This window comes from Cupriavidus sp. GW823-FHT07A04 (genome assembly GCF_058794615.1).
In genome coordinates, this window is sequence record NZ_JBXAHA010000004.1 from 305914 (window position 1) to 329879 (window position 23966).

A 23966-nucleotide genomic window follows, 5' to 3' on the forward strand; every position below is an offset into this window, starting at 1 on the left:
CGCGCCGGCAGCGACACCTGGCGAGAGTCCCGCAGCCGTGAGCGTTGACCGCTCCTCACCGGACCGCATGGTCCGCGCCGCCGTCGAAGGCGTACTCACCACCATCCAGGCCAACCCCGACACCCGCAACGGCGATCTGGACAAGATCACGGCCGTGGTGCGCCGGCAGTTCCTGCCTTATACCGACTTCCAGCGCACTACCCGGCTTGCGGTCGGCAGCGCCTGGCGCAGTGCCACACCTGAGCAGCAGAAGCAGCTTTACGAGCAATTCCAGACACTGCTGGTGCGCAGCTACGCCTTGTCCCTTTCACAAGTGCGCGAGCAGACGCTGAAGTTTCGCTACAAGGCGCCGCGGACCGCGGGAAAGGATGTGGTGGTGGAGACCAGCGTGCTGAACAACGGGGATGTGGTGCAGATCGATTATCGGCTGCAGAAGGGCGCGGCGGGGTGGTCGATTTACGATATCAATATGAGCGGGGCTTGGCTGATTGAGGTTTATCGCAAGCAGTTTGCGGATATTGTGGCTAAGGGGGGGATTGAGGGGTTGGTCAAGTATTTGGCTAGTCATAATGCGGCGTGAGATACCCCGCGTCATTGAATGACCTTATGGAGCCTTCTTCATCTGGCATCCGATAGCAGACTGTCGTTGGACAGCGATTCAATCAGGTTCTCCGCGGACATCGGTCGTCCGAGCAGGAATCCTTGCAGCGAATTGCATCCAAGCCGCGTCAGGAACTCCTGCTGCTTCGCCGTTTCGACCCCTTCCGCAACGATATTCAAATTCAGCGTGCGCCCCAGCGCCACAATGGCCGAGACAATCGCCGCATCCTCGGTATCGCGTGACAGGTCCCGGATGAACCCGCGATCGATCTTCAGCTCGCTCGCAGGCAGCCGCTTGAGATACAGCAGGCTCGAGTAGCCGGTACCGAAGTCGTCGATCGAGATGCGCACGCCCATGTCGTGGAGCTGCTGCAGGATCTGCAGGCTGGCGTCCGCGTCGCGCATGGCGGTGGATTCGGTGACCTCCAGCGTCAGGCAGCACGGCTCCAGCGCATGCCGGGCCAGGGTGTCGCGCACGGTCGCGATCAGGCTGGCGTGCCGGAACTGCAGCGCCGAGAGATTGACCGCCATGGTCCACTCGGGGCGGCCCTCGTTGCGCCACGCCCGCATCTGCCGGCAGGCTTCGTCCAGGATCCAGTCCCCGATCGGCACGATCAGGCCGGTTTTTTCCGCGAGGGGGATGAACTGGTCCGGGGCGATCAGGCCACGCGTGGGATGCACCCAGCGCACCAGGGCTTCCACGCCGACTATCGGGCCGTTGGGGGCGGTGAGCTTGGGCTGGTACTGCAGGATCAGCTCACGGCGCTCCAGCGCCATGCGCATGTCCTGCACCAGTTGAAGCTGCTCGTGCACGTTGGCGTTCATCGATGCTTCGAAGAAGCAGATGGTGTTGCGGCCCAGCGCTTTGGCGTGATACATCGCCGCGTCGGCGTTGGTCAGCAAGTCGTGCTGGAGTTCGCCATCGCCAGGGTACATGGCAATGCCGATGCTGGTGGAGACGCGCAACTCGCGGCCGGCTACCTGGAAGGGCTCGCGGATGGCGCTCAGCACCTTCTCGGCAAGGGTGGCGGCATCCGCCGGCTCGCTGACGCTGGCCAGCAGCACGAACTCGTCGCCGCCCAGCCGTGCGATGGTGTCTTGCGAGCGGACATTGGCGCCGATGCGCCGCGCGACTTCCACCAGCAACTGATCACCAATGGGATGGCCGTAGGCGTCGTTGACCGCCTTGAAGCCGTCCAGGTCCATGAACATCAGGGCGAAGCGGCTCTTCTCCCGCGTGGCCCCCTGGATGGCCTGCTCGAGCCGGTCTTCCAGCAGCACGCGGTTGGGGAGCTTGGTGAGGTTGTCGTGCAGCGCCAGGTAGGTCAGCTCCTGGTTGGCTTCGGCGAGCGAGATGGCCAGCATGGAGGTGCGGGCTTCCAGGCGCATGTCGAGCACCGAGGTGATCAGGGCAATCGCCAGTACGGCCAGCGTGACGATGATGATCACCACGGCCAGCCAGCCGGTGTCCATGCCGTCGCGCGCCGCGCCGCAGACGGCGCCGATCGGAAATTCCGCAGCCGCCATGCCGGTGTAGTGCATCCCGGCGATGGCAAAGCCCATCACCACCGATGCGCCCGCCCGCAAGGGCCGCACCCAGACGGACTCGCGCCGCAGGTTGAACGCGATCCACAGCGCCGTGCCCGATGCCGCGACCGCAATGACCACGGACAGGACGAACAACGATGGGATGTAGTGGATGCCCGGCACCATGCGCAGTGCAGCCATGCCGGTGTAGTGCATGCCGGCAACGCCGCTGCCGATCAACAAGGCGCCGCCTGCCAGGCGCCGCCACGGCAAGGTTTCCCGGCCCACCAGCCAGAGCGCGAGCGCGGATGACGCGATGGCGATCAGCAGCGAGGCTACGGTGATGGGCAGGTCGTAGCCCAGCGGAATCGGCAGGTGGAACGCCAGCATGGCGATGAAGTGCATCGACCAGATGCCGGTGCCCATGGCGCAGGCGCCGCCCGCCAGCCACCAGTGGGCCGCGCGCCCTTGCGCGGTGGCAATGCGCCCGGCCATGTCCAGGGCAGTGTAGGAGGCCAGCATCGCCACAAGCAGTGAGAACAGCACAAGCAAACTGTTGTAGCTACCGGCGTGCATGGAAGACCTTTCTGGATATTGACTTGGAACTACCTGGAGGCCGCCCGGCGCGCACGCGCCAAGCGAGCGCGCTTAGGAAAGCGCCAGTACGCCCCTCATATCGACAAGATGGGGGGCAAGTTTAGTCGAAACCCCAAAAAGATGGGCGCCCCGGGGGCCAACCGGCCCCCGGGCTAATGCTGGCCAGCCGCTGGCCGGCAATCAGTGCCGTGGCTCGGCCTTCGGCACGCCCACCCACATGGCGACGCCGCTGGCCAGCAGCAACCCCGCGAGCAGGTACAGCGCGTTGTCCATGCTGCCTGTGTGCGTCTTGATCTGCCCGATCACCCACGGGCTGACGATGCCGCTGGTAATGCCGATGCTGCTGATAAAGGCAATGCCGGTGGCGGCGGTGTGGGCTGGCAGGTGGCTTGGCGGCAAGGACCAGAAGATCGGTAGCGCGGCAAAGATCAGCACGCACGCGGCGCACAGCAACGCGAGCATCGCCGCGAAGCTGGGCAGGTGCAGGGTCAGCAGCGCCAGTGCCAGCGCGCCGCCTCCCGTGCAGGCTACGAAAGGGCGATGCCGTTCGCCGTGCCGGTCGGAGTGGCGGGCAATCAGGATCAGGCCGACGGCGCCGACGGCGTTCGGGATGACGGAGTAAAGACTGATGGACATCACATCGGTGATGCCGAAGTCCCGGATCATCAGGGGCATCCAGAAACTCAGCGTCAGCGAGCCGCAGGTCAGCGCGAAGTAAATGAAGGCAAAGAGGTAGATGCGCGGGTTGTGCAACGCCTCGATGAGCGCGCCAAACGAGTGCGCGCGCGTGGCTTGTCCGGCTGGCCCGTTATGCGCGGCGAGCAATGCCTTCTCCGGGTCAGTGAGCCAGCGCGCCTGCTGCGGGCCATCGACCAGGAACACCGAGGCGGCGAGCCCGAGCACGATGGCGGGCGCACCCTCGATGGCAAACATCCACTTCCAGCCATAGAGGCCGAGCACGCCGGCCATGTCGCGCATGATCCAGCCCGACACCAGCCCGCCCAGCACGCCGGCCACGGCAACGCCCGCGAAGAAGATGGCCATCACGGCCGCGCGCCGCCGCGCCGGGAACCAGTATGTCAGGTAGAGCACGATGCCGGGGAAGAAGCCGGCTTCGAACACGCCCAGCAGGAAGCGCAGCGTATAGAAGTGCGTGGGCGTTGACACCCACATCATGCCGACCGATGCCAGGCCCCACAGCAACATGATGCGGGTGAAGGTGCTGCGGGCGCCAAAGCGGGCCAGCAGCATGTTGCTAGGCACCTCGCACAGCACGTAGCCCAGGTAGAACACTGCGGCGCCCAGCCCGTACATCGCATCGCTGAAGCCCAGGTCCTGCTTCATCTGCAACTGGGCAAAGCCGATATTGATGCGGTCCAGGAAGGAGATGACGTAGCAGACAAAGAGGAAAGGAATGATGCGCAGCCAGATCTTTCGATAGAGCGCGTCTTCGTCGCGGGCAGCACAAGCCGGGGGCGCAATGGCCCCTGCAGAGGGATAGGTCATGGATTGTCTCCGGGAACGCGGGCCCGGCTGGGCCCTGGATGCCGACGTCTGGCGCGTATTGGCAATGAGTGGAAGCGGGCAGCGGGCCGCGCCCGCTGCAATCAGGCTTGCGCGCTGATCTCCTCGCCCGCGCCCTGCCGCGCGAGCTGCAGGGCGGCGGCGAGCGTGTCGTGGTCGCCGATATGATTGGCGAGCAACAGGATCAGTTGCGCATTGGCCGCCTGGCTCTGGCCGTCGTCGAGATTGCGATGCATGTCGATCAGGGCTTCGTAGAAGTCGTCGGCGCGCGCCAGGTTGGGTTGGGTGTTGAGTGCCATTGCTGTCTCTCTGACTCGGAATGTCCCAGTGGGATTCATGCGGGCATCGGGGCGGCCGCCTTCGCTGCCGGAGCGCGGGCTAGCGTGCCCTGCGCGTTACCGGTCGCGCGTGACATGGCCTGCTGGACGGCGGCGATGTCGACCTGCCGCCAGCGCGCGCAGACATGCTGGTCGGGGCGGATCAGGTACAGCGTGCCGGGCCGCGCGTCGTAGCGCTGTGCCGCGAGTCCCTCGGCGTCATGCCACACCGATATGCCGGGCGATGCTGCGGACGGTGCATCCGCACTGACCACAACCAGCCTGAGCGGCAGCGTGCCTTGCTGCAGCCGTTGCAAGGCGGCCAGGCTGTCGGCGTCGGGTGTGCCGAACAGCAACGCGGTGAATTGCCCGCCTAGTTGCGCCAGCAGCCATCCTTGGCCTTGCCTACCGCGGACCGGTGCATCCACGCAGGCCGTGCCCGGCTCCATGGTGCCGGCAAAGTCGCCGGTGTCAGGCGTATTGAGCGTCGAATCGCGCAGCACCGATGGCAATGACAGCCGCCCGCTATTCACCAGCTGCCGGGCGAACGCATGCTTCTTCGAAAGTGCCAGCACGGCATCGCGAAACACCTTGCTGACCGCACTCTTCGGCGTGATGAAATCCGTCGAGCGCGTCGAGTTGCGGATGTTCTCGTCGGCGGCGTATTCGCGCTCGCTCGCGTAGGTGTCGAGCAGGCTGTCCGGCGCGCGGCCCTGGATCACGTACGCCAGCTTCCACGCAAGGTTCTCCGCGTCCTGCACGCCGCTGTTGGCGCCGCGCGCGCCGAATGGCGAGACGCCATGCGCGGAGTCGCCGGCAAACAGCACGTTGCCATGGCGGAAGCTGTCCATGCGCAGGCAGGAGAAGGTATAGACGCTGACCCATTCCAGCTCGAACTTCGCGTCCGGCCCGAGCAGCGCCTGCACGCGCGGAATCACGCGCTCCGGCGTTTTCTCCAGCACGGGATCGGCGTCCCAGCCGAGCTGGAAGTCGATGCGCCAGACATTGTCGGGCTGGCGGTGCAGCAGCACCGACTGGTTCGGATGGAAAGGCGGGTCGAACCAGAACCAGCGCTCCGTGGGGAATTCGGCTTCCATCTTCACGTCAGCGATCAGGAAGCGATCCTTGAACGTGCGGCCCTTGCTGTCCAGGCCCAGCAGGTTGCGCAGCGGGCTGCGCGAGCCATCTGCCGCCACCACGTAGCGTCCGGTGAGCGCATAGGGGCCGTCCGGCGTGTCGACGGTCAGCACCACGGTCGCGTCCGGCGTGCCGGCGTGACGCTGATCGATGCCCGTCACCTTATGCTTCCAGCGGATCTCCAGGTTCGGCAACTGGCGCGCGCGGTCGAGCAGGAAGCCTTCGACGTAATACTGCTGCAGGTTGATGAAGGCCGGCCGTTGATGGCCGGCCTCCGGCAGCAGGTCGAAGGTGTAGACCTGCTCGTCGCGCACGAAGACCTTGCCGACGTGCCAGCGCACGCCCTTGTCCACCATGGGTTCGCCGCAGCCGAGCCGGTCGAAGACATCCAGCGTGCGCTTGGCAAAGCAGATCGCGCGGGATCCGCTCGACAGCGTGCAGTCATCGTCCACCAGCACGACCGGCACGCCGTGCTGGGCCAGGTCGATCGCGGTGGCCAGGCCGACGGGCCCGGCGCCGACGACGATCACCGGGTGCGGCTTGCCTGCTTGCGCCTGCCTTTGCTCGGGGCAGGGCTGGTACTCAAATGACTGGTTCTGGTAATCGTTGCTCATGCTTGTGTCTCCATCCACTCTGTACGGCCATTCCATCTATGCGGCGATTGGCCTTCAGTTTTGCAGCGCGGCCCACATTTCCTTGTCGCGCTGCGCGGTCCAGATGCGCGGATGCTGGATGCCGCTGGCCTCATCGAAGGCGCGCGACACGTCGAACGGCAGGCAGTGCTCGTAAATGAAGACGTGGCCGAATTTCGGGTCCATCGATTTGCGCGTATGGGCCATCGCGCTCTTCAGGTCCAGGCGGTCCACCACGGCTTGCTTGCCAGCCTGGAACAGCGTGGTGACGAAATCCTTGGTGTACTCGATGCCCTTCTTGACCTCTTGCGGATTGGTCAGGGCCGGGCCGCGGCCGGGGACGAGCTTCTCGGCGCCCAGCGCCTGCAGGGCGTCGAGCGTGGCGGGCCATTGCTCGAGTTGCGCGTCGCCGCAGTAGCAGGCCGCGTCGTACTCCACCAGGTCGCCGGAGAACAGCACCTTCTGCGACGGCAGCCAGACCACGGTATCGCCCTTGGTGTGGCCCGAGCCCAGATGGGCGATGCGCACTTCGAGCTTGCCGAGGTACAGGGTGATTTCTTTCTCGAACACCAGCGTCGGCCAGGTCAGGCCCGGCACGGTTTCCACGCCGGCGAACAGGCGCGGGAAGCGTTCGATCTCCGACTTCATGTCGGCCTCGCCGCGCTCCACGATCATCTCGTAGGTGCCGCGGCTGGCGATGATCTGCTGCGCGCCTTCGGCGAAATAGGCCGAAGCACCCAGCACGCGCACCGCGTGGTAGTGCGAGAGCACGACATACTTGATGGGCTTGTCCGTCACCGAGCGGATCCTGGCGATCAGGTCTTGCGCCATGGCGGGCGTGGCGGTGGTGTCGACGATCAGCACGCCGTCGTCGCCAATGATCACGCCGGAGTTGGGGTCGCCCTCGGCGGTGTACGCGTAAGCGTTCTCGGAGAGCTGGGTGAAGGTGACTTTCTTGGCTTCCAGGTCGGCCTGGGATGCGAATGCCTTGCTCATGCTTGCCTCATCTCTTTGTCTTGCGTGGGGAAAAGACGAGACAGCAGGCGCCGGAGCGGATCACTGCATAGCGGGGACTGTCTCGCCCCGTATTCACTCTATAGCTGCACCGGTATCGGGGTAAGGCCATCTTAGGAATCTCAGTTAAATTAGTCAATAACAAATCGTATTGTTTTTGACTAACTTGCATGGCGAGGCGGGTAAGGCACAAGCAAGACGCAGAAATCCGAGGGGAAACCCTTGGTCTCGCCAGGTGGATGGCGTCGGGTCGATTACTATCTGGGTTTTCAAGCGGGGGCCGAATGCCACGACCAGCACGATCAGCACGATCAGCACGATCAGCGCGATCCGAGGACCACATGGCGGACGCCGGCGGCGAGGAGAAGGCGCAGCGCGGCATCCAGAGCGTGGAAGTCGGCGGCCGCTTCCTGCGCGCGCTGGCCGATGTCCGTGCGCCGATGGCCCTGGCCGAGCTTGCGGCCAGCGCGCAGATTGCGCCCGCGCAAGCACACACTTACCTGGTCAGCCTGGTGCGGCTTGGCCTGATCAAGCGCGACCACCTGTCCGGGCGCTACGAGCCAGGCCCGCTGGCGCTGCAGCTCGGCATGCTGTATCTGGATCACGATCCGGCCTACCGGGCGGCGGTGCCGCTGGTGGCCGCGCTGGCTGGCTCGTGCGGGTTCAGTGTGGCGATCTGCGCCGACGGCCCGCAGGGCCCCACCATCGTGCGCTATGCGCACGCGGGCTCGCCCTTGCACGTGAACCTGCACGTTGGCACGGTGATGTCGCTGTCGGCAACGGCGACCGGCCGCGTGTTCTGCGCGTTTCTCCCGCCCGGCCAGTGGCAGGCGATCTGGGCGCAACAGCACGCGGGCGACACGCCTGCCGTGGACGCCACCGCGTTCGCTGCGGATCTTGCCGCCATCCGCGAGCGCGGCATCGAGCGCAGCATCGACGCGCCAAGCCCCGCCGTCAGCAGTCTGTGCGTGCCGGTGCTGGACGCCAGCGGGCGGCTGCGCCTGGCGCTGACCGTGGTGGGATCGACCGGCGCCATCGATGTGGCCTGGCGCGGCCCCGTGGCTGTCGCATTGCTAGACACCGCCGCCGCCATCCGTGACGCGATCGCCGCCACTACCGAAGCCGAATGACACCCGCCCCCATGCCAATCGACGACATCCTGGGCGAAGCCGCCAAGCCGCAACGCGGCATCCAGTCGCTGGACAACACCGGCCAGTTGCTTGCCGCGCTGGTCGCGGCCGGGCGGCCGCTGCCCTTGCGCGACCTTGCACGCGCGGCCGGCATGCCGCCCGCTAAAGCGTTCCCGCATCTGGTCAGCCTGCAGAAGATCGGCTTGCTGGCGCGCGACGCGGCGGGCAATTTCCTGTCCGGCTCGCTGGGCCTTGAACTCGGGCTGATCGCCTTGCAGCGGCTCTCGCCAACCCGCGAGGCCGAGCCGGAAGTGATCGAACTGGCGGGCGCGACCAGCCTGAGCGTGGCAATGGCAGTGCTTGGCCCGCTGGGGCCGACCGTGGTCCGCCTGGAGGAAGCCGCGCGGCCGCAGCACGTCAGCCTGCGGGTCGGCACTGTGCTGTCGCTGGTCAATACGGCGATCGGCCGGCTGTTCGCGGCGCACCTGCCGGAGCCTGTGCTGATTGGCCTGCTGGGCCAGGACGCGCTGCGGCTCGCAGGTGTACGGAAATCGGAAGTCGTCGAAGCGGACGGCGGCGCGGGCGAAGCGCTTGCGCCAGCGTACGCGGCCCGGCTGGCGCAAATCCGCGCGCAGCGGATCGACAATGCGCTGAGCCGGCCCGTGCCCGGCATCGACACTCTTGCGGCGGCCGTGTTCGACCACACCGGCAGCATTGCGCTCGTCATCGCCCTGATTGGCACATCGGGCAGCTTCGACAGCGGTACGGATAGCGCAACGGCCGGGACCCTGTTGCAGGCGGCGCGGCGATTGTCGTGGCGGTTCGGCGCGATGGAGCCGATGGAGCCGATGGAGCCGGTAGAGGCAGCCGCCGCGAACGGATAGCCGCCGCTTACTTTCCTTTTGCCACGCGCCGGGGCCGCTTGGGTTGCGGCGCAGGCGCCGCCGCCGCCGCCTCATCCTCGCCATCGTCGACCCGTGGATAGTGTTCGAAGGTCCGCTTCACCAGCTCGCGCAGCCAGATGATTGCCGGGTCATGGTGGAAACGCGGATGCCAATGCTGCTTGATGGCGAATTCCGGCAGTGCCACCGGCGGCTGCATCACGCGCACCGTGCCGTAGCGGGCAAAGACGTTGGCGAGCTCCAGCGGTACCGTGGCGATCAGGTCCGGCTGCTGCTCCATCAGCAGCGGCACTACCAGGAAGTGCGGCGTCGACAGGTAGATATTGCGCTGGATGCCATGGTCGTCAAACGCGCTGTCATACGCCGCGCTGGCGCGCCCGGACAGCGTGACCACAATCTGCGGCATGCGCTGGAACTGCTCGAGCGTCAGGGCGTCGCCAACCTCCTGGTTGCGCGCGCTCACGATGGTCACGAACGAGTGCATGAACAAGCGCTGCTGGAACAAGCCTTCCGGCGCGGCGCGAATCGATCCCAGAGCCAGGTCGGCCTCGCCCGTGCCGAGCATGCCCTCGATCTGCTGTAGTGGAACCTGCAACGTGCGCAGCTTGCAGTGCGGTGCCTCGCGGCGCAGCCTGCTGATCAGCGGCGGCAGGAAGACCAGCTCGCCCATGTCGGTCATGCACAGGTTGAACGTGCGCCGTGCCGCTAGCGGATCGAAGCGGGACTGCGATAGAACTTGCTGCCGCACAGTGGCCATCACGCCCACAATGGCCTCGGTCAGCTCCTGCGCCTTGTGCGTGGGCATCATGCCTGCTGGTGTCTTGACGAACAACTGGTCGTCGAAGAAGGCGCGCAGCCGGTTCAACGCGTGGCTCATCGCGCTTTGCGTCAGGGCCAGCTCTTGCGCGGCCTTGGTCACGCTGCGCTCGCGCAGCATCGCATCGAACACCGTAAGGAGGTTGAGGTCCAGCTCATCTGCATGCATGGCGTACATTCTCGCTATTAGGTGGATGACGTTGACGCATGTTTCCTCCAAATCTATTCTGCAGTCAAGGACCCCGGAGATGGGTCGCCGCACTGGAGACAAGACATGACACCCCACGCTCGCACGCGACGCCACCTGCGTCCCGGCCTGCTAGGCGCATTGCCGCCATCCTGACTCCCCGCTTTTTTTTAACGCCCGCGACACGCATCGCTTGCAAGCAATGCGTGCATGGCAACGTGCGCCCTGAATCTGCGCGCCGGGCGCAAAGTGAACGCTCCAAGGAACCCCGCATGTTCATCAAAAACACCTGGTATGTAGCCGGCTGGGATAAGGAAATCCCTGGCGAAGGCATGTTCTCCCGCACCATCATCGGCGTGCCTGTCGTGATGTACCGCAAGGAAGACGGCAGCATCGTCGCGCTGGAGGATCGCTGTTGCCATCGTGGCGCGCCGCTGTCGGTCGGCCGCAGGGAAGGCGATTGCATCCGCTGCATGTATCACGGCCTGAAGTTCGACAGCGCGGGTAGATGCATCGAGGCGCCCGCGCAGGAGCGCATTCCGCCGCAGGCCAAGGTGCGCAAGTTCCCCATCGTCGAGCAACACCGCTGGGTGTGGATCTGGATGGGAGACCCGGACAATGCCGATCCATCGCTGATCCCGGATACGCAGTGGCTGGACCATCCGGAATGGCGCAGCCTGGACGGCTACATCCACTACGACGTGAATTACCTGCTGATCTGCGACAACCTGCTGGACTTCTCGCACCTGCCGTTCGTTCACCCCACCACCCTGGGCGGCAGCGAGGACTATGCCGCGGTGCGGCCCAAGGTGGAGCGTATCGATGGCGGCGTGCGGATCACGCGCTGGGCCATCAATACCGAAGCGCCCGCCTTCGCCAAGGCCGTCAAGGATTATCCGGGGAAGGTCGATCGCTGGAATATCTACAACTTCACGATCCCCGCCATCCTGTTAATGGATTCCGGCATGTCTCCCACGGGCACGGGCGCACCGGCGGGCGTGCGCGTCGATGCCGCCGAATTCCGTGGCTGCCAGGCCATCACCCCCGAGACAGAAAACTCCACGCACTACTTTTTCGCCCATCCGCACAACTTTGCCATCGACAAGCCGGAAGTCACCGCGTCGATTCACCAAAGCGTGGTCACCGCGTTCGACGAAGACCGCGAGATCATCTCGGCGCAGCAGCGAAGCCTTGAGCTTGAGCCCAGCTTCAAGATGATGCCGTTTTCCATCGACGCCGCGCTTTCGCAATTCCGTTGGGCGGTGAACCAGAAGCTCGAAGAGGAAGCGGCGGCGTCCGCGCAGAGGTAGCCCGGCATGCTCGAACTGATCGTATCCAGGGTGACCGCGGAGGCCGAGGGCATACTCGGCATCGAGCTGCGGCGCCCCTGCGGCGGCGCCTTGCCGGCGTTCACCGCGGGCGCGCACATCGATGTGCACCTTCCCGGCAATATCGTCAGGCAATACTCGCTGTGCAACGACTCCGCGGAAACCGACCGCTACTGCCTTGGCGTGGGGCTCGCGCCGTCGTCGCGCGGGGGCTCGCAGTATGTCCACGAAGGACTCAAGGAGGGCGACGCGCTCGCCGTGAGCGCGCCGCGTTCGCTCTTCGGCATCGACGCGGCTGCCTCGGCGCATCTGTTCATCGCCGGCGGCATCGGCATTACGCCGATTCTCAGCATGATCCGTTGGTGCGAGGCCAACGGCCGGCCGTGGAAACTGCTCTACTGCATGCGCTCGCGCCAGCGCGCGGCTTACCTGGATACGCTGTCGCGCTACGGGGAAAGGGTGCAACTGCATGTCGATGACGAGAGCCAGGGTGCGCTGGCGGACCTTGCCTCTTTTCTTGGCGGGCTGCACGAGGGCGGTCACGTGTATTGCTGTGGGCCTTCGCCACTGATGGATGCGGTGGCTGCCAAGGCGGAGGCGGCAGGTGTGCCACGCGCTGCCACGCACTTCGAGCGCTTCAGCGCGGCTCCGCAGCAGGCCAGCGCCGATGCCGATGCCGACGAGGCTTTCACGGTTGTCCTGCACCGGCACGGCGGCCGTTTCACCGTGCCCGCCGGTTCCACCATTCTCGAAACGCTTGAGCACAACGGTTTGCCGTTGCCGTTTTCCTGCCGCGAGGGGCTGTGCCGCAGTTGCGAGGTGCCCCTGCTGTCCGGCAACGCGGACCACAGGGACTACGTGCTGAGCGACGCAGAGCGCGAGGCCAACACCGCCATCATGATCTGCGTTTCCCGGGCGCTGACTCCCGAGCTGGAACTGGATATCTGAGCACGCCGCGCAGCCCCGCCGCCTGGAAAAAGCACCACAACACGCGCCACCCAGATGGCCGCGATCATCCAAGGAGACAAGACCATGTTCCATCCCACTCGCTCAGTACTGGCTGCCGTGCTCGCCATGGCCGGCCTGGCAGCAACCCCCGCGCGTGCCGATATCAACGTCGGCGTCACCCTGTCGCTGACCGGTCCGGCGGCGTCGCTCGGCATGCCGGCAAAGCGCGCGATCGACCTTCTGCCAAAGGAGGTCGCCGGGCAGAAGCTGAACTTCATCCTCCTCGATGACACCTCGGATCCGAGCGTCAGCGTGCGTAACTTTCGCCGCCTGGTGGATGAGCACAAGGTGGATGTGGTGATGGGCTCCTCGGTCACGCCGTCCACCATTGCGCTGGTCGACGTTGCCGCCGAGACCAAGGTGCCGTTGATGAGCCTGGCCGCCAGCGCCAAGATCGTCGAGCCGCAGGACGAGAAACGACGGTGGGCATTCAAGGCGATCCAGAATGAGAACCTGATGATCGGCGCCACGCTTGACCATATGCAACAGGCCGGGACGAAGACGCTGGCATTCATGGGCTTCTCGGATGCCTATGGCGACGCGTGGCTGTCCGCACTCCAGCCGCTGGCGGACAAGGCCGGCATCAAGCTTGTGGCGACGGAGCGTTATGTCCGCACGGACACCAGCATCGTTGCGCAGACACTGAAGATCATCGCCGCGAAGCCGGACGCCGTCCTTGTCGCCGCTTCCGGCACACCCGGCGCCCTGCCACAGAAGGCGCTCACCGAGCGCGGGTACAAAGGAAGCGTCTACCAGACCTACGGCATCGCCAACCGGGACTTCCTGCGCGTTGCCGGAAAGGATGCGGAGGGCGCAATCTTCGCGGTTGGGCCGGTGCTGGTAGCGGACCAGCTTGAGCCAGGCAGCCCGATGCGACCCGTGGCGCAGGATTTCGTCAAGCGCTACGAGGCCGCGTACGGCCCTAACTCAGCCTCGATTTTCTCGGCTAATGTCTGGGATGCGGGCCTGGTGCTGCGCGCGGCGATTCCCGCCGCCCTTGGCAAGGGCAAACCGGGCACCGAGGCGTTCCGCATTGCGCTGCGCGACGCGCTGGAGAGCACCAGCGGCGTCGTGACGACCCAAGGCGTGACGACGATGTCCCGGACCGACCATGTTGGCTACGACAAGCGGGCCGCGGTGCTGGTCCAGATCCAGAATGGCGTATGGAAATACCTGAAGTAGATCGTTGCCAAAGTGGCTGTTTCAACATGAAGCGAAGCGGTTCTGGCAAGGCGCGCGGCCGCAGACAGTACAAGCGGTACGGCCAAGGCCGCGCAACGACGCCAGAATCTCTTTGAAACGGCCTCTAAGGCTTGCCGCTGAACTTGCGGTGCAATTGCGCCAGCAGCGGCGAGCGCGGCAGCAGATCGGCCTTGCTCTCCAGTTCGATCAGCCGGCCGGAGCGGTGCAGGTCTTGGATGATGCGGTCCACCGCCGCCGCCGTGTCTTTCTCGCCCTTGCGCACCCAGGCCACCTGCGGGGCGGGATCGACCTCGTCGGGCAGCACCGCGTAGTCGCGCCATTCCGGATCGCGCGCCACCAGCGTGTTCAGTGTCACGCTCTCATGCACGGCTGCCACGCATGAGGCGCCGCCGCGCAGCGCCAGCAGCGATTCGGACATGCCTTTGAAGCCTTTGAGCTCGGCGCCGTATTGCGCGCTCAGCGGCTTGGCATAGCTGCTGCCCTGCGAAAGGCAGACCGGCTTGCCGCGCAGATCCTCCCAGCGCTTGATGCCGCTGCGCTTGAGAAAGACCGCGGTGCCGCCGTTGCGATAGTACGGAGTGGGTGCGTAATCCATCTGCGTGGCACGCTCTGGCGTGAGCAGCATGCTGGCAACCAGCAGGTCCACCTTGCCTTGCTGCAGGAACTGTACGCGGTTGGCTGGCAGCACGGGTACCAGTTCGGCTTGCACGCCCAGGTCCCTGGCGATCTGCCTGGCCAGATCCGGGTTGAAGCCGATCATCTCGCCGCTGGCCGGATCGATCGAGCCGAAGCCGCCCGTGCCGTTGACGATGACGCCGATGCTGACTTTATTGCGCTGGTGGATGCGATCCAGCGTGGGGTCGGCGTGGGCGGCGGCGCTGCCGAGCAGGGCGGTGAGCACTAGCGCAAGGAGGGCGCGGCGTGGTGAGTCAGATAGCCTGGACATGGGAATGCATACTGGTGAGGTGTAGAGCGACGGCGTGATGCCGGCATGCGCGCCTTGTGCGGAGCAAGCGCTTGTCAATCGTCGGCCAGCTGGAACAGGCAATCGCCGCGCTGCGTGAGCGCGGGCACGCGCTTGCAGATCACCTGCCCGCTTGCCGGGAAGCGGGCGATCGCCGGCTCGCGCGCGAGGCTGTGCGGCGTATGCAGCAGCGCCGCAGGCTGGCCGGCGACCACGCGATCGCCAAGCTGCACTAGTGGCTCGAAGATGCCGTCTTCCCGCGCGTAAACATAATGGCGCTCCCGGTCCACGCGCAGCAGGCGGGTGGTGTGCGGCGCCGCGGCAGGCACCAGCGGGCCGCGCACAACGCCAAGGTGCCCGAGCAGATGCAGCAGGCCTTGCCACGCATCTTGCAGGGCCACGGCATCCACCATGCCCGCGCCACCGAGTTCGGTCAGTAGTGCCAGCACGCCCTGGCGGCGCGCCGCCGCCAGCAAGCCGACCGGGTTGGGAACCTCATTGATGAAGGTGTGCGGCAGGCCGAAGGCATGCACCGCGTCGAGCAGTCGCGCCTTGGCGGCAGCGTCTTGCGCAGCCTGGGCAAACAAGGTGGCGCCGTGGTATTGCAGTGAACTGCCGCCGGAGTGCAGGTCGATAGCCAGGCTCACGCGCGTGAGCAGCGAACGCTCGATATAGTCCGCGATGACCTGCGTCGGCGTGCCGCGCGCATCGCCGGGGAAGCTGCGGTTGAGGTTTCCCCCGTCCAGCGGCGAGGCGCGCAGGCCCGCTTGCGCGGCCGGATAGTTGGCCATCGGCAGCAGGATCACCTGGCCCTGCACCATCTCCGGCGTGAGCGCGCGGATCAGCCGCGAGACCAGGATCTGGCCTTCGTATTCGTCGCCGTGGTTGCCTGCCATCACCAGCACGGCGGGGCCTTCGCCGTTGCGTACCGAGGCGATCGGGATGGGCAGCCAGCCATAGGCGGAGCGATGCGCGGAGTGCGGCAGGCGCAGGTAGCCGGTGTGCTTGCCCGGCGCGCCGAAATCGACTTCGCTGTGGATGGGGGAGGCGGGCGCGTGCCCCGGGGAGGAAGCCATGGAGAAGCCTTCGGGTGATGGCCGCGCGAGCCGTGCAGCTCGCGCGGCGTACGGAAACACGTCACTGTACGCAGCCGGCCCGGCGTGCGGAAGGAACAATTCGGCGCATGGATATGCGTACGGCGCGCGCACGCTTTGACTTCCGGTCGCCACGGCTGCCATGCTGGCAGGTTTTCCGGATTTGCTACTGCGGTTTTATTCTTGGACCGGCATGCCGTCGCTTACCTAGACTGGTTGCCTGGCATCTCGCCAGCTCAATCAATGCCAGCAACGTCTTCAAGGTGAACGGCTTATGAACCTGCGTGCAATTTTCTCCACGGTCCTCGCCGCCACGACGGCGCTCGCCATCGGCGCGGCCCCGGCGCTGGCCGCCGACAAGCCCATCAAGGTCGGCGTGCGCGGCGGCGTGGACGAAGAGATATGGGAAGTGGTGACCAAGGTGGCCAGGAAGCAGGGCCTCAACGTGGAGCCGATCGTGATTACCGGCACCGCCAGCCCCAACGAGGCGCTGAACAATGGCGATCTCGACGCCAACGCGTTCCAGCACAAGCCGTTCCTGCGTGACCAGATCAACCAGCGCGGCTACAAGATCGTGGCGGTGGCGGATACGCTGATCTCGCCGATCGCCTTTTACTCGCGCAAATACAAGTCGCTGGAGTCGCTGCCGCAGGGCGCGCGGCTGGGCATTCCCAATGATCCGAGCAACCAGACCCGGGCGCTGGTGATCCTGCGCGATCATGGCCTGATCAAGCTGCGCGAGGGTTTCGACCCATACACCGGCACGGCCACGCTGGGCGATATCACCGCCAACCCGAAGAAGCTGGACCTGGTGGAAAGCGCCTCGGTGGTGCTGGCGCGCTCGCTGCCGGACGTGGATGCCGCCGCCGTGGTCAACACCTTTGCCTACCAGGCTGGGCTGATCGCCACACGCGATGGCATTGCGGTGGAGAAGAAGGAGCACAACCCATACGTGAACGTGATCGCCGTGCGCGAGCGTGACAAGGCCGCGCCGTGGGTGGCACCGCTGATCAAGGCGTACCACTCGGACGAGGTGCGCAAGTTCATCCTGACCAAGTACCAGGGCTCGGTGATCCCGGCGTTCTGATGTGGTGGATGTCGTTGTTCACGCTGTTCATGCTGTTCATGTCGTTCCCGGAGGATTTTCATCGTGTCACAGGCGCCCCCGCTGCAATCAAGTCCGCCGCACATCGTCTTCGAGCAGCTTGGCAAGCACTACCCGGGCGCGCCCGCGGCCGCTTTGCAGGAAGTGTCGTTCACGGTGGCGCGCGCGGAGGTCTTCGGCATCATCGGGCGTAGCGGCGCGGGCAAGTCCACGCTGTTGCGCACCATCAACATGCTGGAGCGCCCCAGCGCTGGGCGGGTGCGCGTGGATGGCGTGGACGTGGGCACGCTGGATGAAGATGGCCTGGTGGCGCTGCGCCGGCGCATCGGCATGATCTTCCAGCATTTCAATTTACTGTCGGCCAAGACCGTGTTCGATAACGTGGCCTTGCCGTTGCGCGTGGCCGGCGTGCCGCGCGCGGAGATTGTGCCGCGCGTGATGGCGTTGCTGGAACTGGTGGGCCTGGCCGACAAGGCGCAGGTTTATCCGGCCACGCTGTCCGGCGGGCAGAAGCAGCGCGTGGGCATTGCGCGCGCGCTGGTGCACCGCCCGGAGATCCTGCTGTGCGACGAGGCTACCTCGGCGCTGGACCCGGAGACCACCGAATCGATCCTGGCCCTGCTGCGGGATATCAACCGCACGCTTGGACTGACCGTGGTGCTGATCACGCACGACATGGCGGTGATCCGCCAGGCTTGCGACCGCGTGCTGGTGCTCGATCAAGGCCGTGCGGTGGAACTAGGCACGGTGTGGCAGGTGTTTGCCGAGCCGCAGGCCGCCGCCACGCTGGCGCTGCTGCGCCCGCTGCGGCTGGATTTGCCAGTGCCGGCCGGCGGCGAGTTTGCCAATGCCATGCATGCCGCCAATGCGGCCAACGCGTCGTACGCGCGTGCGCGCGCCAATATCGAGATACAGGCTTATGTTCCCGCCAATGGCTGACAAGTACGTGAAGGCGCTGGGCGAGACCTTGCTGATGGTGAGCGCCGCCTGCCTGGTGGTGTTCGTGTGCGGCATGGCGCTGGCCATCGTGCTGACGTTGAGCGCGCCGGGCGGCTTGCGCCCGCGTCCGCGGCTGCACCGTACGCTGTCGGCGCTGGTCAACACCTTCCGCTCGATCCCGTTCATCATCCTGCTGGTGGCGATGCTGCCCGTGACGCGGCTGATCGTCGGCACCACCATGGGCACGTGGGCGGCGGTGGTGCCGCTGAGCGTGCACCTGATTCCCTTCTTTGCGCGCATTGCGCAGGTCAGCCTGAACGAGATCGATCCGGGCCTGATCGAGGCCGCGCGCGCCATGGGCTGCCGGCGCTGGCACATCGTGCGCCACGTGCTGCTGCCCGAAGCGCTGCCCGGCATCGTTGGCGGCGCAACCGTCAGCGTGATCGCCATGATCGGCTCGTCGGCCATGGCCGGCGCGGTGGGCGCCGGCGGCCTGGGCGACCTGGCCATCCGCTACGGCTACGAGCGTTACGAGACCGCGGTGATGTTCAACGTGATCGTGATCCTGGTCGCGCTGGTCACGCTGGTGCAGTTCGGCGGCGAGCGGCTGGCGCGGCGCTTCGACCACCGGCGCTGAGTCGGCCACGGAGCGCGCGCCGTCGTTACCGCCGCACTGACAGTGACTGGCGGTTATTGGCGATTACTGCCGGTCACTGGCGATACGACGGATCGCTGCGATCGAGCTGCCGCAGCAGGGCGGCCCAGTGCTTGCGCGTGACGGGGCCGCCGGCATTGCTCACCACCAGCTCCGCCACCTTGCGCGCCACGGCATCCGGCGCGATCACCAGGGGCGCACCGCCGGACTGCGCGGCCAGCTGCGCTACGCAGGCGCGCTCCAGCATATGCAGTTCCTGGAAGGCTTGCGCAATGGTGGGCGCGCAGGTCAGCAGACCGTGGTTGCGCAGGATGAAGATGTCGCGCTCGCCCAGGTCCGCCACCAGCCGGGAGCGTTCGTCCAGGTCGATGGCGATGCCTTCGTAGTCGTGATAGGCCACCCTGTCGAAGAAGCGCATGGCGTGCTGCGAAATCATCAGCAGGCCATCGCGCTGCGCGGACACGCCGATGCCGGCGGCGGTGTGGGTATGGAGCACGCAGCCCACGTCGTGGCGAGCGGCGTGGATGGCGCTGTGGATCACGTAGCCGGCCGGGTTGATGCCAAGGCCGGTGTCGTCGCGCAGGATCTCGCCGTCGATATCGACCTTGACCAGGTTGGACGCGGTGATCTCTTCGAAGGTCAGGCCATAGGCGTTGATCAGGAAATGCGCATCGGGGCCCGGCACGCGCGCGGAGAAGTGCGTGTAGATGTGATCGGTCCAGCGGAACTGCGCCGCCAGCCGGTAGGCCGCCGCCAGCTCCACGCGCACGGCCCACTCGGCGGGCGAGACCTCGCTCTGGACGGCGGGGAAGTGCAGCGCGGGGAGGGAGACGCTCGGGTCCGACAAGGCAAGCGGCGGTTCGGTGACGGCGTTCATGCGGCGCTCCGGAAGAAGGGGGGGAGCGGAACATCATACGGCTGCCTCTCGGGCTTGCCAACGCCGCAATCGGCATATGGAAATGCAAGGGCGGCAGGTGGCGATGCGGCGGCGATGCGCCATCCCGTAGAATCCTCCCCTGCGCGGCCGCTCTCATGCGCCGCACGCCATGCACATACCCAGCACCACACATAAAACCAATAACGCAGGAGCCCCCCCTTGAAGAAGCCCTTTTCCCTCATCGCCGCCGCAGCCGCATTGACGACGGCTGCCACCTTTGCCCACGCCGCTTATCCCGAGCGGCCCATCAAGCTGATCGTGCCCTTCCCGCCGGGGCAGGCCACCGACATCTTTGCGCGCGCGCTGGCCGAGCGGCTGGGCAAGCAGCTTGGCCAGCCGGTGGTGGTGGACAACCGTGCCGGGGCGGGCAGCAACCTCGGCATGGAGATCGCTTCCCACGCCGCGCCCGATGGCTACACGCTGGTGATGGCCGGCAGCGCGATGGCAGTTAACCAGACGCTGTACAAGAAGCTGAACTACAATCCGCGCCAGGATTTCCAGCCGATCTCCGGCGTGTTCTCGGTGCCGCTGGTGTTTCTCGCCACGCCGGCTTCCGGCATCGTCTCGCTGCGCGACCTGATCGCCAAGGCCAAGGCCGCGCCAGGCAAGTACAGCTACGCCAGCGCGGGCGTGGGGGGGACCCAGCATCTGTCGGCCGAAATGCTCAAGGCCCAGGCCGGCATCTTCATGGTGCACATCCCCTACAAGGGCAGCGGCCCGGCGCAGTCCGACTTTCTCGGCAACCAGATCCCGCTGATGGTGGATTCGGTGACGGCGGCGCTGCCCCTGATCCAGTCGAAGAAGGCCGTGCCGCTGGCGGTCACGGTGGCCAAGCGCACGCCGCAGCTGCCGTCGGTGCCCACGGTGCGCGAGGAAGGCGTTCCCGGCTTCGAAGCGCTGGGCTGGGCCATCCTGATGGCACCCAAGGGCCTGCCACCCGCGCTCGTGAGCCAGCTCAACGCGGAAACGGTGAAGGCGCTGCAGTCGCCCGAGCTGTCGAAGTTCATCACTGACCGCGGCTCGGAGCCGATGCCGATGGGCCCGGAGGAAACCGGCAAGTTCGTCGACAGCGAGATCCGCAAGTGGGGCGCGGTGGTGAAACGTTCGGGCGCGCAGGCTGATTAAGCGCGGCTAACAAAACCATGTCATCGCCACATGCCTGTTGAGCGTAGCCATGAGGCGATGGCGCAGCGGCTTGCAAGTGACCGGAATCCATGCGTCTAACGCACAGCTGTCAGCCATCGCATCAGGCGTTCGACAGGGCCTTGCCTCATCTTGAAGCTCCAAACCCAGGCCACGATTGTTGCAAATGCCAGAAAAGCTGATGCGGCCAGCGCGGCGTCGGTCAGAGTACAGTTGCCATCCAGCGCCCCAAGTGTTTCCAGCAGGCCCATGCCGATGAAAATGTGTGCCAGATAGATGCTGAGGGTCATGCGCCCGGCGGGTAGCACGAATCTCAACGGCCGACCGGGCCACTGGCTGGAAATTCGCAGGCAAACGCCAATGGCAGCGCTGGCGGAGCCAATGCCCATGAGCAGATATAGCGGGCCCGGTGGCATAGGTGTGATGCCTAGCAGCCAGGCAAAGGCGCTGTCCTGGCACAGGTGTGAGATTACACCAGCCAGCAAGGCCATCGACAATCCGGCTCCTGCCAACGCCCATTGCGTACTGGCGCATTGCAGTGGTAAATGTGCCAGCAACATGCCATATAGAAACAGCGCCAACCATGGCAGCACCGGATGGAATCCGTTGAACAGCAGGTTACGAGCGAAGCCGGCCGGCGTCCACAGGTCGGTGTAGTGTAACGCTGCCCATTCCCAACCTTGACTGTAGTCGGAGTTCAGCAAAGCCCACAATGAAACAGTTGCCACGGCCAACATGGTGGCGAGCAACGGCGCTGTTCTAGCTCGCAGCAACGGCAATACCAGCAGGAAATACATTGCGTAGTAGTGGATGATGTCGGCGGGAAATATCAGCAGATTAAGTAATCCTGCACATAGCAGGAATAGCGAACGGCGTAGCGTCCATATGCGTGCCGTTGTCGACTCCAGATTGCGTGTGGCTAGCACCAAGCCCAAGCCAGCCAGGACGACAAAGGTGGCTGACGCCTTGCCTTCAAGGAAGCCCAATAGTCCGTCCAGCCACGCCGGCCCACGGGCGGCAGGCTGCATCGCTAACCGGAAGTTGACCAGTATCATTCCGGCCAGCGCCAGATAGCGAGCCAGATCCAGACCATCCAGGCGCGGTTTTGCAGGGGGAGCAGACGTCATGTTCCAAGCAAGCCGTGCAGGAGTCCTGGATGGAGCGCATCCATTGCCTGGACAGAGGGATTGTCTTGATAGCCGGCGGTTTCTGCCTGCGCCATCAACGCCTGGCGCAAGGCATCGTTCTCAACGATATCTAGCATCGCCTGTGCCACTAGCCGCGCGGGCGCAGTCGGTTTGAACACGCCGCGCTTCGTGGCACGTTCGATGGCATTTGTCAGGGTATCGAGCAACTGCCTGCGATTGTTCTCGAACGCAGGCATAAGAGCAGGACTTCGCGCGATTTCCGCCAGGCATTCAACGCCCAGTATCGCCCATTCGCGCTGCCGGCAAAGCGCCCAGTATGCTGCAAGGAACTGCTTTACCTGTTCCGTTGATGGATTGGTGGTTCTTTCGAGTGTGCGTAGCAGCGGCGCTAGTTCGGCCTGCTCCTGATTTGCAACTTCGGCAATAAGAGCCTGTTTGCCGGGAAAGTAGTTGTACAGGTTGCCCAGGCTGACTGACGCAGCCAAAGCTATATCGCGCATGCTGGTCGCGTGAAAGCCTTTGTCTATGAAGCAGTCGATGGCGGCCTGCATGATGACGGTACGACGATCCGTCTGATGTCTATTTTGGCTCACAACGGAATAATATGAACGAACGTTTGTTCATTTTACGCATCGTGCTGGTAGCAAGGCAAGCAGAAAGCTGATCGATGCCTGCTACGCACTGGACCACACGCAGACCTACGGCGAAGCCGTCGATGTGACGAAACTGAGCCCCCACATGCTGGAGGCGTTCATGGCTGGGGATCGGGGATTCAAGAGGCGTACCTGATGGCCTCAGACCACGCCCGTCCGGCGTCCAGGCCGTGGCAGACAGGTGGACAGCGCGATCAGGCCGAGCACCAGCACCGCGCCGCTCAGCACGCCAAGGCCGGTGCCGAAGGCCGCGCTGACACCCATTGCCACCAGCGCGGCGCTGCCGATCTGACAGAACCCTACCAGTCCCGACGCGGTGGCCGCATACCCGTGCTCGCTTGCAATGGCCCCGGACACCGCCAGCGACAGCGACGAACCATTGGCGAGACTGACCAGGCACATCGGTAGCACCACTGCGGTCGCGCCATGGAGCCCCAGCGCCGCCACGGCCAGGAATGCCACACCGCCAAGCACGAAGCACATGATGCCGGCAGCGAGGATGCGGTCGTAGAGCCAGCGATCAAGCAACCGCTTGGCCAGCAGGTTGGCACCGATGATGCCGGCCGTCAGCGGCAGGTACAGCCAGCCGCTTTGTTCCTCACTTAAGCCTTGGCGCGCGAAAAGAAACGGCGATTGGGTCAAGTAGACGAACCAAGCGCAATAGATCGCGCAGACCACCAATGTATAGCGGCGAAAAGTTCGGTCGCGCAGGACATGACTGAAGCCGGCAAAGGGAGAGGTCCGGGTGCGGGCAGCAATGGGTAGCGTTTCCGGTAACAGCGTCATCACCATCAGTAGTGCCACGACACCGAACGCGGCGACGAACAAGAAGTCTGACCGCCAGCCGAAGGCCGCTGCCAGGTGCCCGCCTATGGCCGGTGCCAGGGCTGGCGACAGCGACACCAGCGGGTAGATCACCGCATAGACCTTGGCAGAGGTGCGCCTGTCGCAAGTGTCGGCGATCAGGGCGCGGCCAACGACAAGGCCTGCAGCCGCGCCGACCGCTTCAAGCATGCGCCACGCCAGGAACCCGTTGTAGGTGGCCGAGGTGGCACAGCCCACCGAGCCGACGATGTAGAAGGCGATGCCGGTCAGCAGTACGGGCTTGCGGCCATTGCGGTCCGACAGTGGCCCGTAGGCCAACTGGGCAATTGCTAGTGCCAGCAGGTAGAACGAGATTGTCTGCGGCATCTGCCAGTCGGCGACGCCGAATTCCGTGGTCATGCTCGGCATGGCGGGCAGATAAACGTCCGAAGCAATCAGGCCGAAGGCACTCAGCATGGCGACGGTCAGAATGAACGGTAAGCGAGGCATGGCAGCTCCCGGCAGCCAGGCGGGCCGGCTGCGCGTCAAAGGTTCAGAAGGAATGGGCGCCATGTTACGGAGATGCCTTCCATGTGAAAATG

The 23966-nt window shown here is 65.2% G+C and carries 22 protein-coding genes and 1 pseudogene; 11 read left to right on the top strand and 12 right to left on the bottom strand.

Going from position 1 to position 23966, the window contains the following annotated elements:
• The first annotated feature begins 67 nt into the window (after positions 1-67).
• Entirely contained in the window at positions 68-580 is a 513-nt protein-coding gene (locus AC1Q7Q_RS09265) for an MlaC/ttg2D family ABC transporter substrate-binding protein (protein WP_492370595.1), read from the top strand.
• Between the two features lie 38 nt (positions 581-618).
• On the opposite strand, the gene AC1Q7Q_RS09270 is transcribed toward AC1Q7Q_RS09265, so the two are convergent.
• The 5 genes from AC1Q7Q_RS09270 to AC1Q7Q_RS09290 all read right to left on the bottom strand — a co-directional run bounded on the left by AC1Q7Q_RS09270 (position 619) and on the right by AC1Q7Q_RS09290 (position 7330).
• Positions 619-2703: a putative bifunctional diguanylate cyclase/phosphodiesterase gene (locus AC1Q7Q_RS09270; RefSeq protein ID WP_492370479.1), complete on the bottom strand. Its 2085-nt coding sequence runs from the start codon at positions 2701-2703 to the stop codon at positions 619-621.
• A 201-nt stretch (positions 2704-2904) separates the two neighbouring features.
• Positions 2905-4230 (bottom strand): MFS transporter, encoded by a 1326-nt coding sequence (locus AC1Q7Q_RS09275; protein WP_492370478.1) that lies wholly within the window; start codon positions 4228-4230, stop codon positions 2905-2907.
• A gap of 101 nt (positions 4231-4331) precedes the next feature.
• On the bottom strand, positions 4332-4547 hold the full coding sequence (locus AC1Q7Q_RS09280) for a DUF2783 domain-containing protein (protein ID WP_492370477.1): 216 nt from the start codon (positions 4545-4547) through the stop codon (positions 4332-4334).
• 35 nt (positions 4548-4582) lie between these two features.
• Positions 4583-6316, bottom strand: coding sequence for an FAD-dependent oxidoreductase (locus AC1Q7Q_RS09285; protein ID WP_492370476.1), 1734 nt, complete (start codon positions 6314-6316; stop codon positions 4583-4585).
• Between the two features lie 54 nt (positions 6317-6370).
• Positions 6371-7330, bottom strand: coding sequence for an MBL fold metallo-hydrolase (locus tag AC1Q7Q_RS09290; protein ID WP_492370475.1), 960 nt, complete (start codon positions 7328-7330; stop codon positions 6371-6373).
• Positions 7331-7689: 359 nt separating this feature from the next.
• On the opposite strand from AC1Q7Q_RS09290, the gene AC1Q7Q_RS09295 reads away from it, so the two are divergent.
• Both AC1Q7Q_RS09295 and AC1Q7Q_RS09300 read left to right on the top strand, forming a co-directional pair.
• On the top strand, positions 7690-8478 hold the full coding sequence (locus tag AC1Q7Q_RS09295) for an IclR family transcriptional regulator (RefSeq protein WP_492370474.1): 789 nt from the start codon (positions 7690-7692) through the stop codon (positions 8476-8478).
• 11 nt (positions 8479-8489) lie between these two features.
• A complete protein-coding gene (locus AC1Q7Q_RS09300) occupies positions 8490-9362 on the top strand; it encodes an IclR family transcriptional regulator (protein WP_492370473.1) in 873 nt (290 codons plus the stop codon).
• 7 nt (positions 9363-9369) lie between these two features.
• Here AC1Q7Q_RS09300 and AC1Q7Q_RS09305 read toward each other — a convergent pair whose 3' ends face one another.
• The gene (locus AC1Q7Q_RS09305) at positions 9370-10365 is read right to left on the bottom strand and encodes a LysR family transcriptional regulator (protein ID WP_492370472.1); all 996 of its coding nucleotides are present in this window, start codon (positions 10363-10365) and stop codon (positions 9370-9372) included.
• Between the two features lie 290 nt (positions 10366-10655).
• Here AC1Q7Q_RS09305 and AC1Q7Q_RS09310 point away from each other — a divergent pair, with 290 nt between their 5' ends.
• The 3 genes from AC1Q7Q_RS09310 to AC1Q7Q_RS09320 all read left to right on the top strand — a co-directional run bounded on the left by AC1Q7Q_RS09310 (position 10656) and on the right by AC1Q7Q_RS09320 (position 13901).
• Positions 10656-11693, top strand: coding sequence for an aromatic ring-hydroxylating dioxygenase subunit alpha (locus tag AC1Q7Q_RS09310; protein ID WP_492370471.1), 1038 nt, complete (start codon positions 10656-10658; stop codon positions 11691-11693).
• A gap of 6 nt (positions 11694-11699) precedes the next feature.
• Complete coding sequence (locus AC1Q7Q_RS09315; protein ID WP_492370470.1) at positions 11700-12659, top strand: PDR/VanB family oxidoreductase; 960 nt, start codon at positions 11700-11702, stop codon at positions 12657-12659.
• 84 nt (positions 12660-12743) lie between these two features.
• Positions 12744-13901 (top strand): ABC transporter substrate-binding protein, encoded by a 1158-nt coding sequence (locus AC1Q7Q_RS09320; RefSeq protein ID WP_492370469.1) that lies wholly within the window; start codon positions 12744-12746, stop codon positions 13899-13901.
• Positions 13902-14025: 124 nt separating this feature from the next.
• On the opposite strand, the gene AC1Q7Q_RS09325 is transcribed toward AC1Q7Q_RS09320, so the two are convergent.
• Positions 14026-14868 carry a transporter substrate-binding domain-containing protein gene (locus AC1Q7Q_RS09325; protein WP_492370468.1) on the bottom strand — a complete coding sequence of 281 codons (843 nt, stop codon included), beginning with the start codon at positions 14866-14868 and terminating at the stop codon, positions 14026-14028.
• 74 nt (positions 14869-14942) lie between these two features.
• Positions 14943-15962: a succinylglutamate desuccinylase/aspartoacylase family protein gene (locus tag AC1Q7Q_RS09330; protein ID WP_492370467.1), complete on the bottom strand. Its 1020-nt coding sequence runs from the start codon at positions 15960-15962 to the stop codon at positions 14943-14945.
• Between the two features lie 292 nt (positions 15963-16254).
• Between AC1Q7Q_RS09330 and AC1Q7Q_RS09335 the strand changes: the two genes are divergently transcribed.
• From AC1Q7Q_RS09335 to AC1Q7Q_RS09345, 3 genes are all read left to right on the top strand, one after another.
• Positions 16255-17067, top strand: coding sequence for a MetQ/NlpA family ABC transporter substrate-binding protein (locus AC1Q7Q_RS09335; RefSeq protein WP_492370466.1), 813 nt, complete (start codon positions 16255-16257; stop codon positions 17065-17067).
• Positions 17068-17130: 63 nt separating this feature from the next.
• Positions 17131-18024 (top strand): methionine ABC transporter ATP-binding protein, encoded by an 894-nt coding sequence (locus AC1Q7Q_RS09340; protein ID WP_492370465.1) that lies wholly within the window; start codon positions 17131-17133, stop codon positions 18022-18024.
• The gene (locus AC1Q7Q_RS09345) at positions 18005-18661 is read left to right on the top strand and encodes a methionine ABC transporter permease (RefSeq protein WP_150984309.1); all 657 of its coding nucleotides are present in this window, start codon (positions 18005-18007) and stop codon (positions 18659-18661) included. Before AC1Q7Q_RS09340 ends, AC1Q7Q_RS09345 begins: the two co-directional genes overlap by 20 nt.
• Positions 18662-18734: 73 nt before the next feature.
• On the opposite strand, the gene AC1Q7Q_RS09350 is transcribed toward AC1Q7Q_RS09345, so the two are convergent.
• Entirely contained in the window at positions 18735-19556 is an 822-nt protein-coding gene (locus AC1Q7Q_RS09350) for a class II aldolase/adducin family protein (RefSeq protein WP_492370464.1), read from the bottom strand.
• Between the two features lie 219 nt (positions 19557-19775).
• Here AC1Q7Q_RS09350 and AC1Q7Q_RS09355 point away from each other — a divergent pair, with 219 nt between their 5' ends.
• On the top strand, positions 19776-20741 hold the full coding sequence (locus AC1Q7Q_RS09355; RefSeq protein ID WP_492370463.1) for a tripartite tricarboxylate transporter substrate binding protein: 966 nt from the start codon (positions 19776-19778) through the stop codon (positions 20739-20741).
• A 95-nt stretch (positions 20742-20836) separates the two neighbouring features.
• On the opposite strand, the gene AC1Q7Q_RS09360 is transcribed toward AC1Q7Q_RS09355, so the two are convergent.
• Together AC1Q7Q_RS09360 and AC1Q7Q_RS09365 are read right to left on the bottom strand one after the other, a co-directional pair.
• Positions 20837-21886: a DUF418 domain-containing protein gene (locus AC1Q7Q_RS09360; RefSeq protein ID WP_492370462.1), complete on the bottom strand. Its 1050-nt coding sequence runs from the start codon at positions 21884-21886 to the stop codon at positions 20837-20839.
• Positions 21883-22458 carry a TetR/AcrR family transcriptional regulator gene (locus AC1Q7Q_RS09365; RefSeq protein WP_492370461.1) on the bottom strand — a complete coding sequence of 192 codons (576 nt, stop codon included), beginning with the start codon at positions 22456-22458 and terminating at the stop codon, positions 21883-21885. The genes AC1Q7Q_RS09360 and AC1Q7Q_RS09365 overlap by 4 nt, the downstream gene beginning before the upstream one ends.
• 124 nt (positions 22459-22582) lie before the next feature.
• On the opposite strand from AC1Q7Q_RS09365, the pseudogene AC1Q7Q_RS09370 reads away from it, so the two are divergent.
• Positions 22583-22696, top strand: a pseudogene (locus AC1Q7Q_RS09370) (DUF2274 domain-containing protein); the annotation flags it as partial.
• 5 nt (positions 22697-22701) lie between these two features.
• On the opposite strand, the gene AC1Q7Q_RS09375 reads toward AC1Q7Q_RS09370, so the two are convergent.
• Entirely contained in the window at positions 22702-23937 is a 1236-nt protein-coding gene (locus AC1Q7Q_RS09375; protein ID WP_492370460.1) for a multidrug effflux MFS transporter, read from the bottom strand.
• Between the last annotated feature and the right edge of the window lie 29 nt (positions 23938-23966).

Coding starts and splice junctions, on each gene's coding strand:
- AC1Q7Q_RS09350 (WP_492370464.1), bottom strand. CDS start 19,556: ATGAACGCCGTCACCGAACCGCCGCTTGCCTTGTCGGACCCGAGCGTC.
- AC1Q7Q_RS09330 (WP_492370467.1), bottom strand. CDS start 15,962: ATGGCTTCCTCCCCGGGGCACGCGCCCGCCTCCCCCATCCACAGCGAA.
- AC1Q7Q_RS09325 (WP_492370468.1), bottom strand. CDS start 14,868: ATGTCCAGGCTATCTGACTCACCACGCCGCGCCCTCCTTGCGCTAGTG.
- AC1Q7Q_RS09345 (WP_150984309.1), top strand. CDS start 18,005: ATGTTCCCGCCAATGGCTGACAAGTACGTGAAGGCGCTGGGCGAGACC.
- AC1Q7Q_RS09290 (WP_492370475.1), bottom strand. CDS start 7,330: ATGAGCAAGGCATTCGCATCCCAGGCCGACCTGGAAGCCAAGAAAGTC.
- AC1Q7Q_RS09360 (WP_492370462.1), bottom strand. CDS start 21,886: ATGACGTCTGCTCCCCCTGCAAAACCGCGCCTGGATGGTCTGGATCTG.
- AC1Q7Q_RS09295 (WP_492370474.1), top strand. CDS start 7,690: ATGGCGGACGCCGGCGGCGAGGAGAAGGCGCAGCGCGGCATCCAGAGC.
- AC1Q7Q_RS09270 (WP_492370479.1), bottom strand. CDS start 2,703: ATGCACGCCGGTAGCTACAACAGTTTGCTTGTGCTGTTCTCACTGCTT.
- AC1Q7Q_RS09335 (WP_492370466.1), top strand. CDS start 16,255: ATGAACCTGCGTGCAATTTTCTCCACGGTCCTCGCCGCCACGACGGCG.
- AC1Q7Q_RS09285 (WP_492370476.1), bottom strand. CDS start 6,316: ATGAGCAACGATTACCAGAACCAGTCATTTGAGTACCAGCCCTGCCCC.
- AC1Q7Q_RS09320 (WP_492370469.1), top strand. CDS start 12,744: ATGTTCCATCCCACTCGCTCAGTACTGGCTGCCGTGCTCGCCATGGCC.
- AC1Q7Q_RS09375 (WP_492370460.1), bottom strand. CDS start 23,937: ATGGCGCCCATTCCTTCTGAACCTTTGACGCGCAGCCGGCCCGCCTGG.
- AC1Q7Q_RS09280 (WP_492370477.1), bottom strand. CDS start 4,547: ATGGCACTCAACACCCAACCCAACCTGGCGCGCGCCGACGACTTCTAC.
- AC1Q7Q_RS09300 (WP_492370473.1), top strand. CDS start 8,490: ATGCCAATCGACGACATCCTGGGCGAAGCCGCCAAGCCGCAACGCGGC.
- AC1Q7Q_RS09365 (WP_492370461.1), bottom strand. CDS start 22,458: ATGCAGGCCGCCATCGACTGCTTCATAGACAAAGGCTTTCACGCGACC.
- AC1Q7Q_RS09265 (WP_492370595.1), top strand. CDS start 68: ATGGTCCGCGCCGCCGTCGAAGGCGTACTCACCACCATCCAGGCCAAC.
- AC1Q7Q_RS09275 (WP_492370478.1), bottom strand. CDS start 4,230: ATGACCTATCCCTCTGCAGGGGCCATTGCGCCCCCGGCTTGTGCTGCC.
- AC1Q7Q_RS09310 (WP_492370471.1), top strand. CDS start 10,656: ATGTTCATCAAAAACACCTGGTATGTAGCCGGCTGGGATAAGGAAATC.
- AC1Q7Q_RS09305 (WP_492370472.1), bottom strand. CDS start 10,365: ATGCATGCAGATGAGCTGGACCTCAACCTCCTTACGGTGTTCGATGCG.
- AC1Q7Q_RS09315 (WP_492370470.1), top strand. CDS start 11,700: ATGCTCGAACTGATCGTATCCAGGGTGACCGCGGAGGCCGAGGGCATA.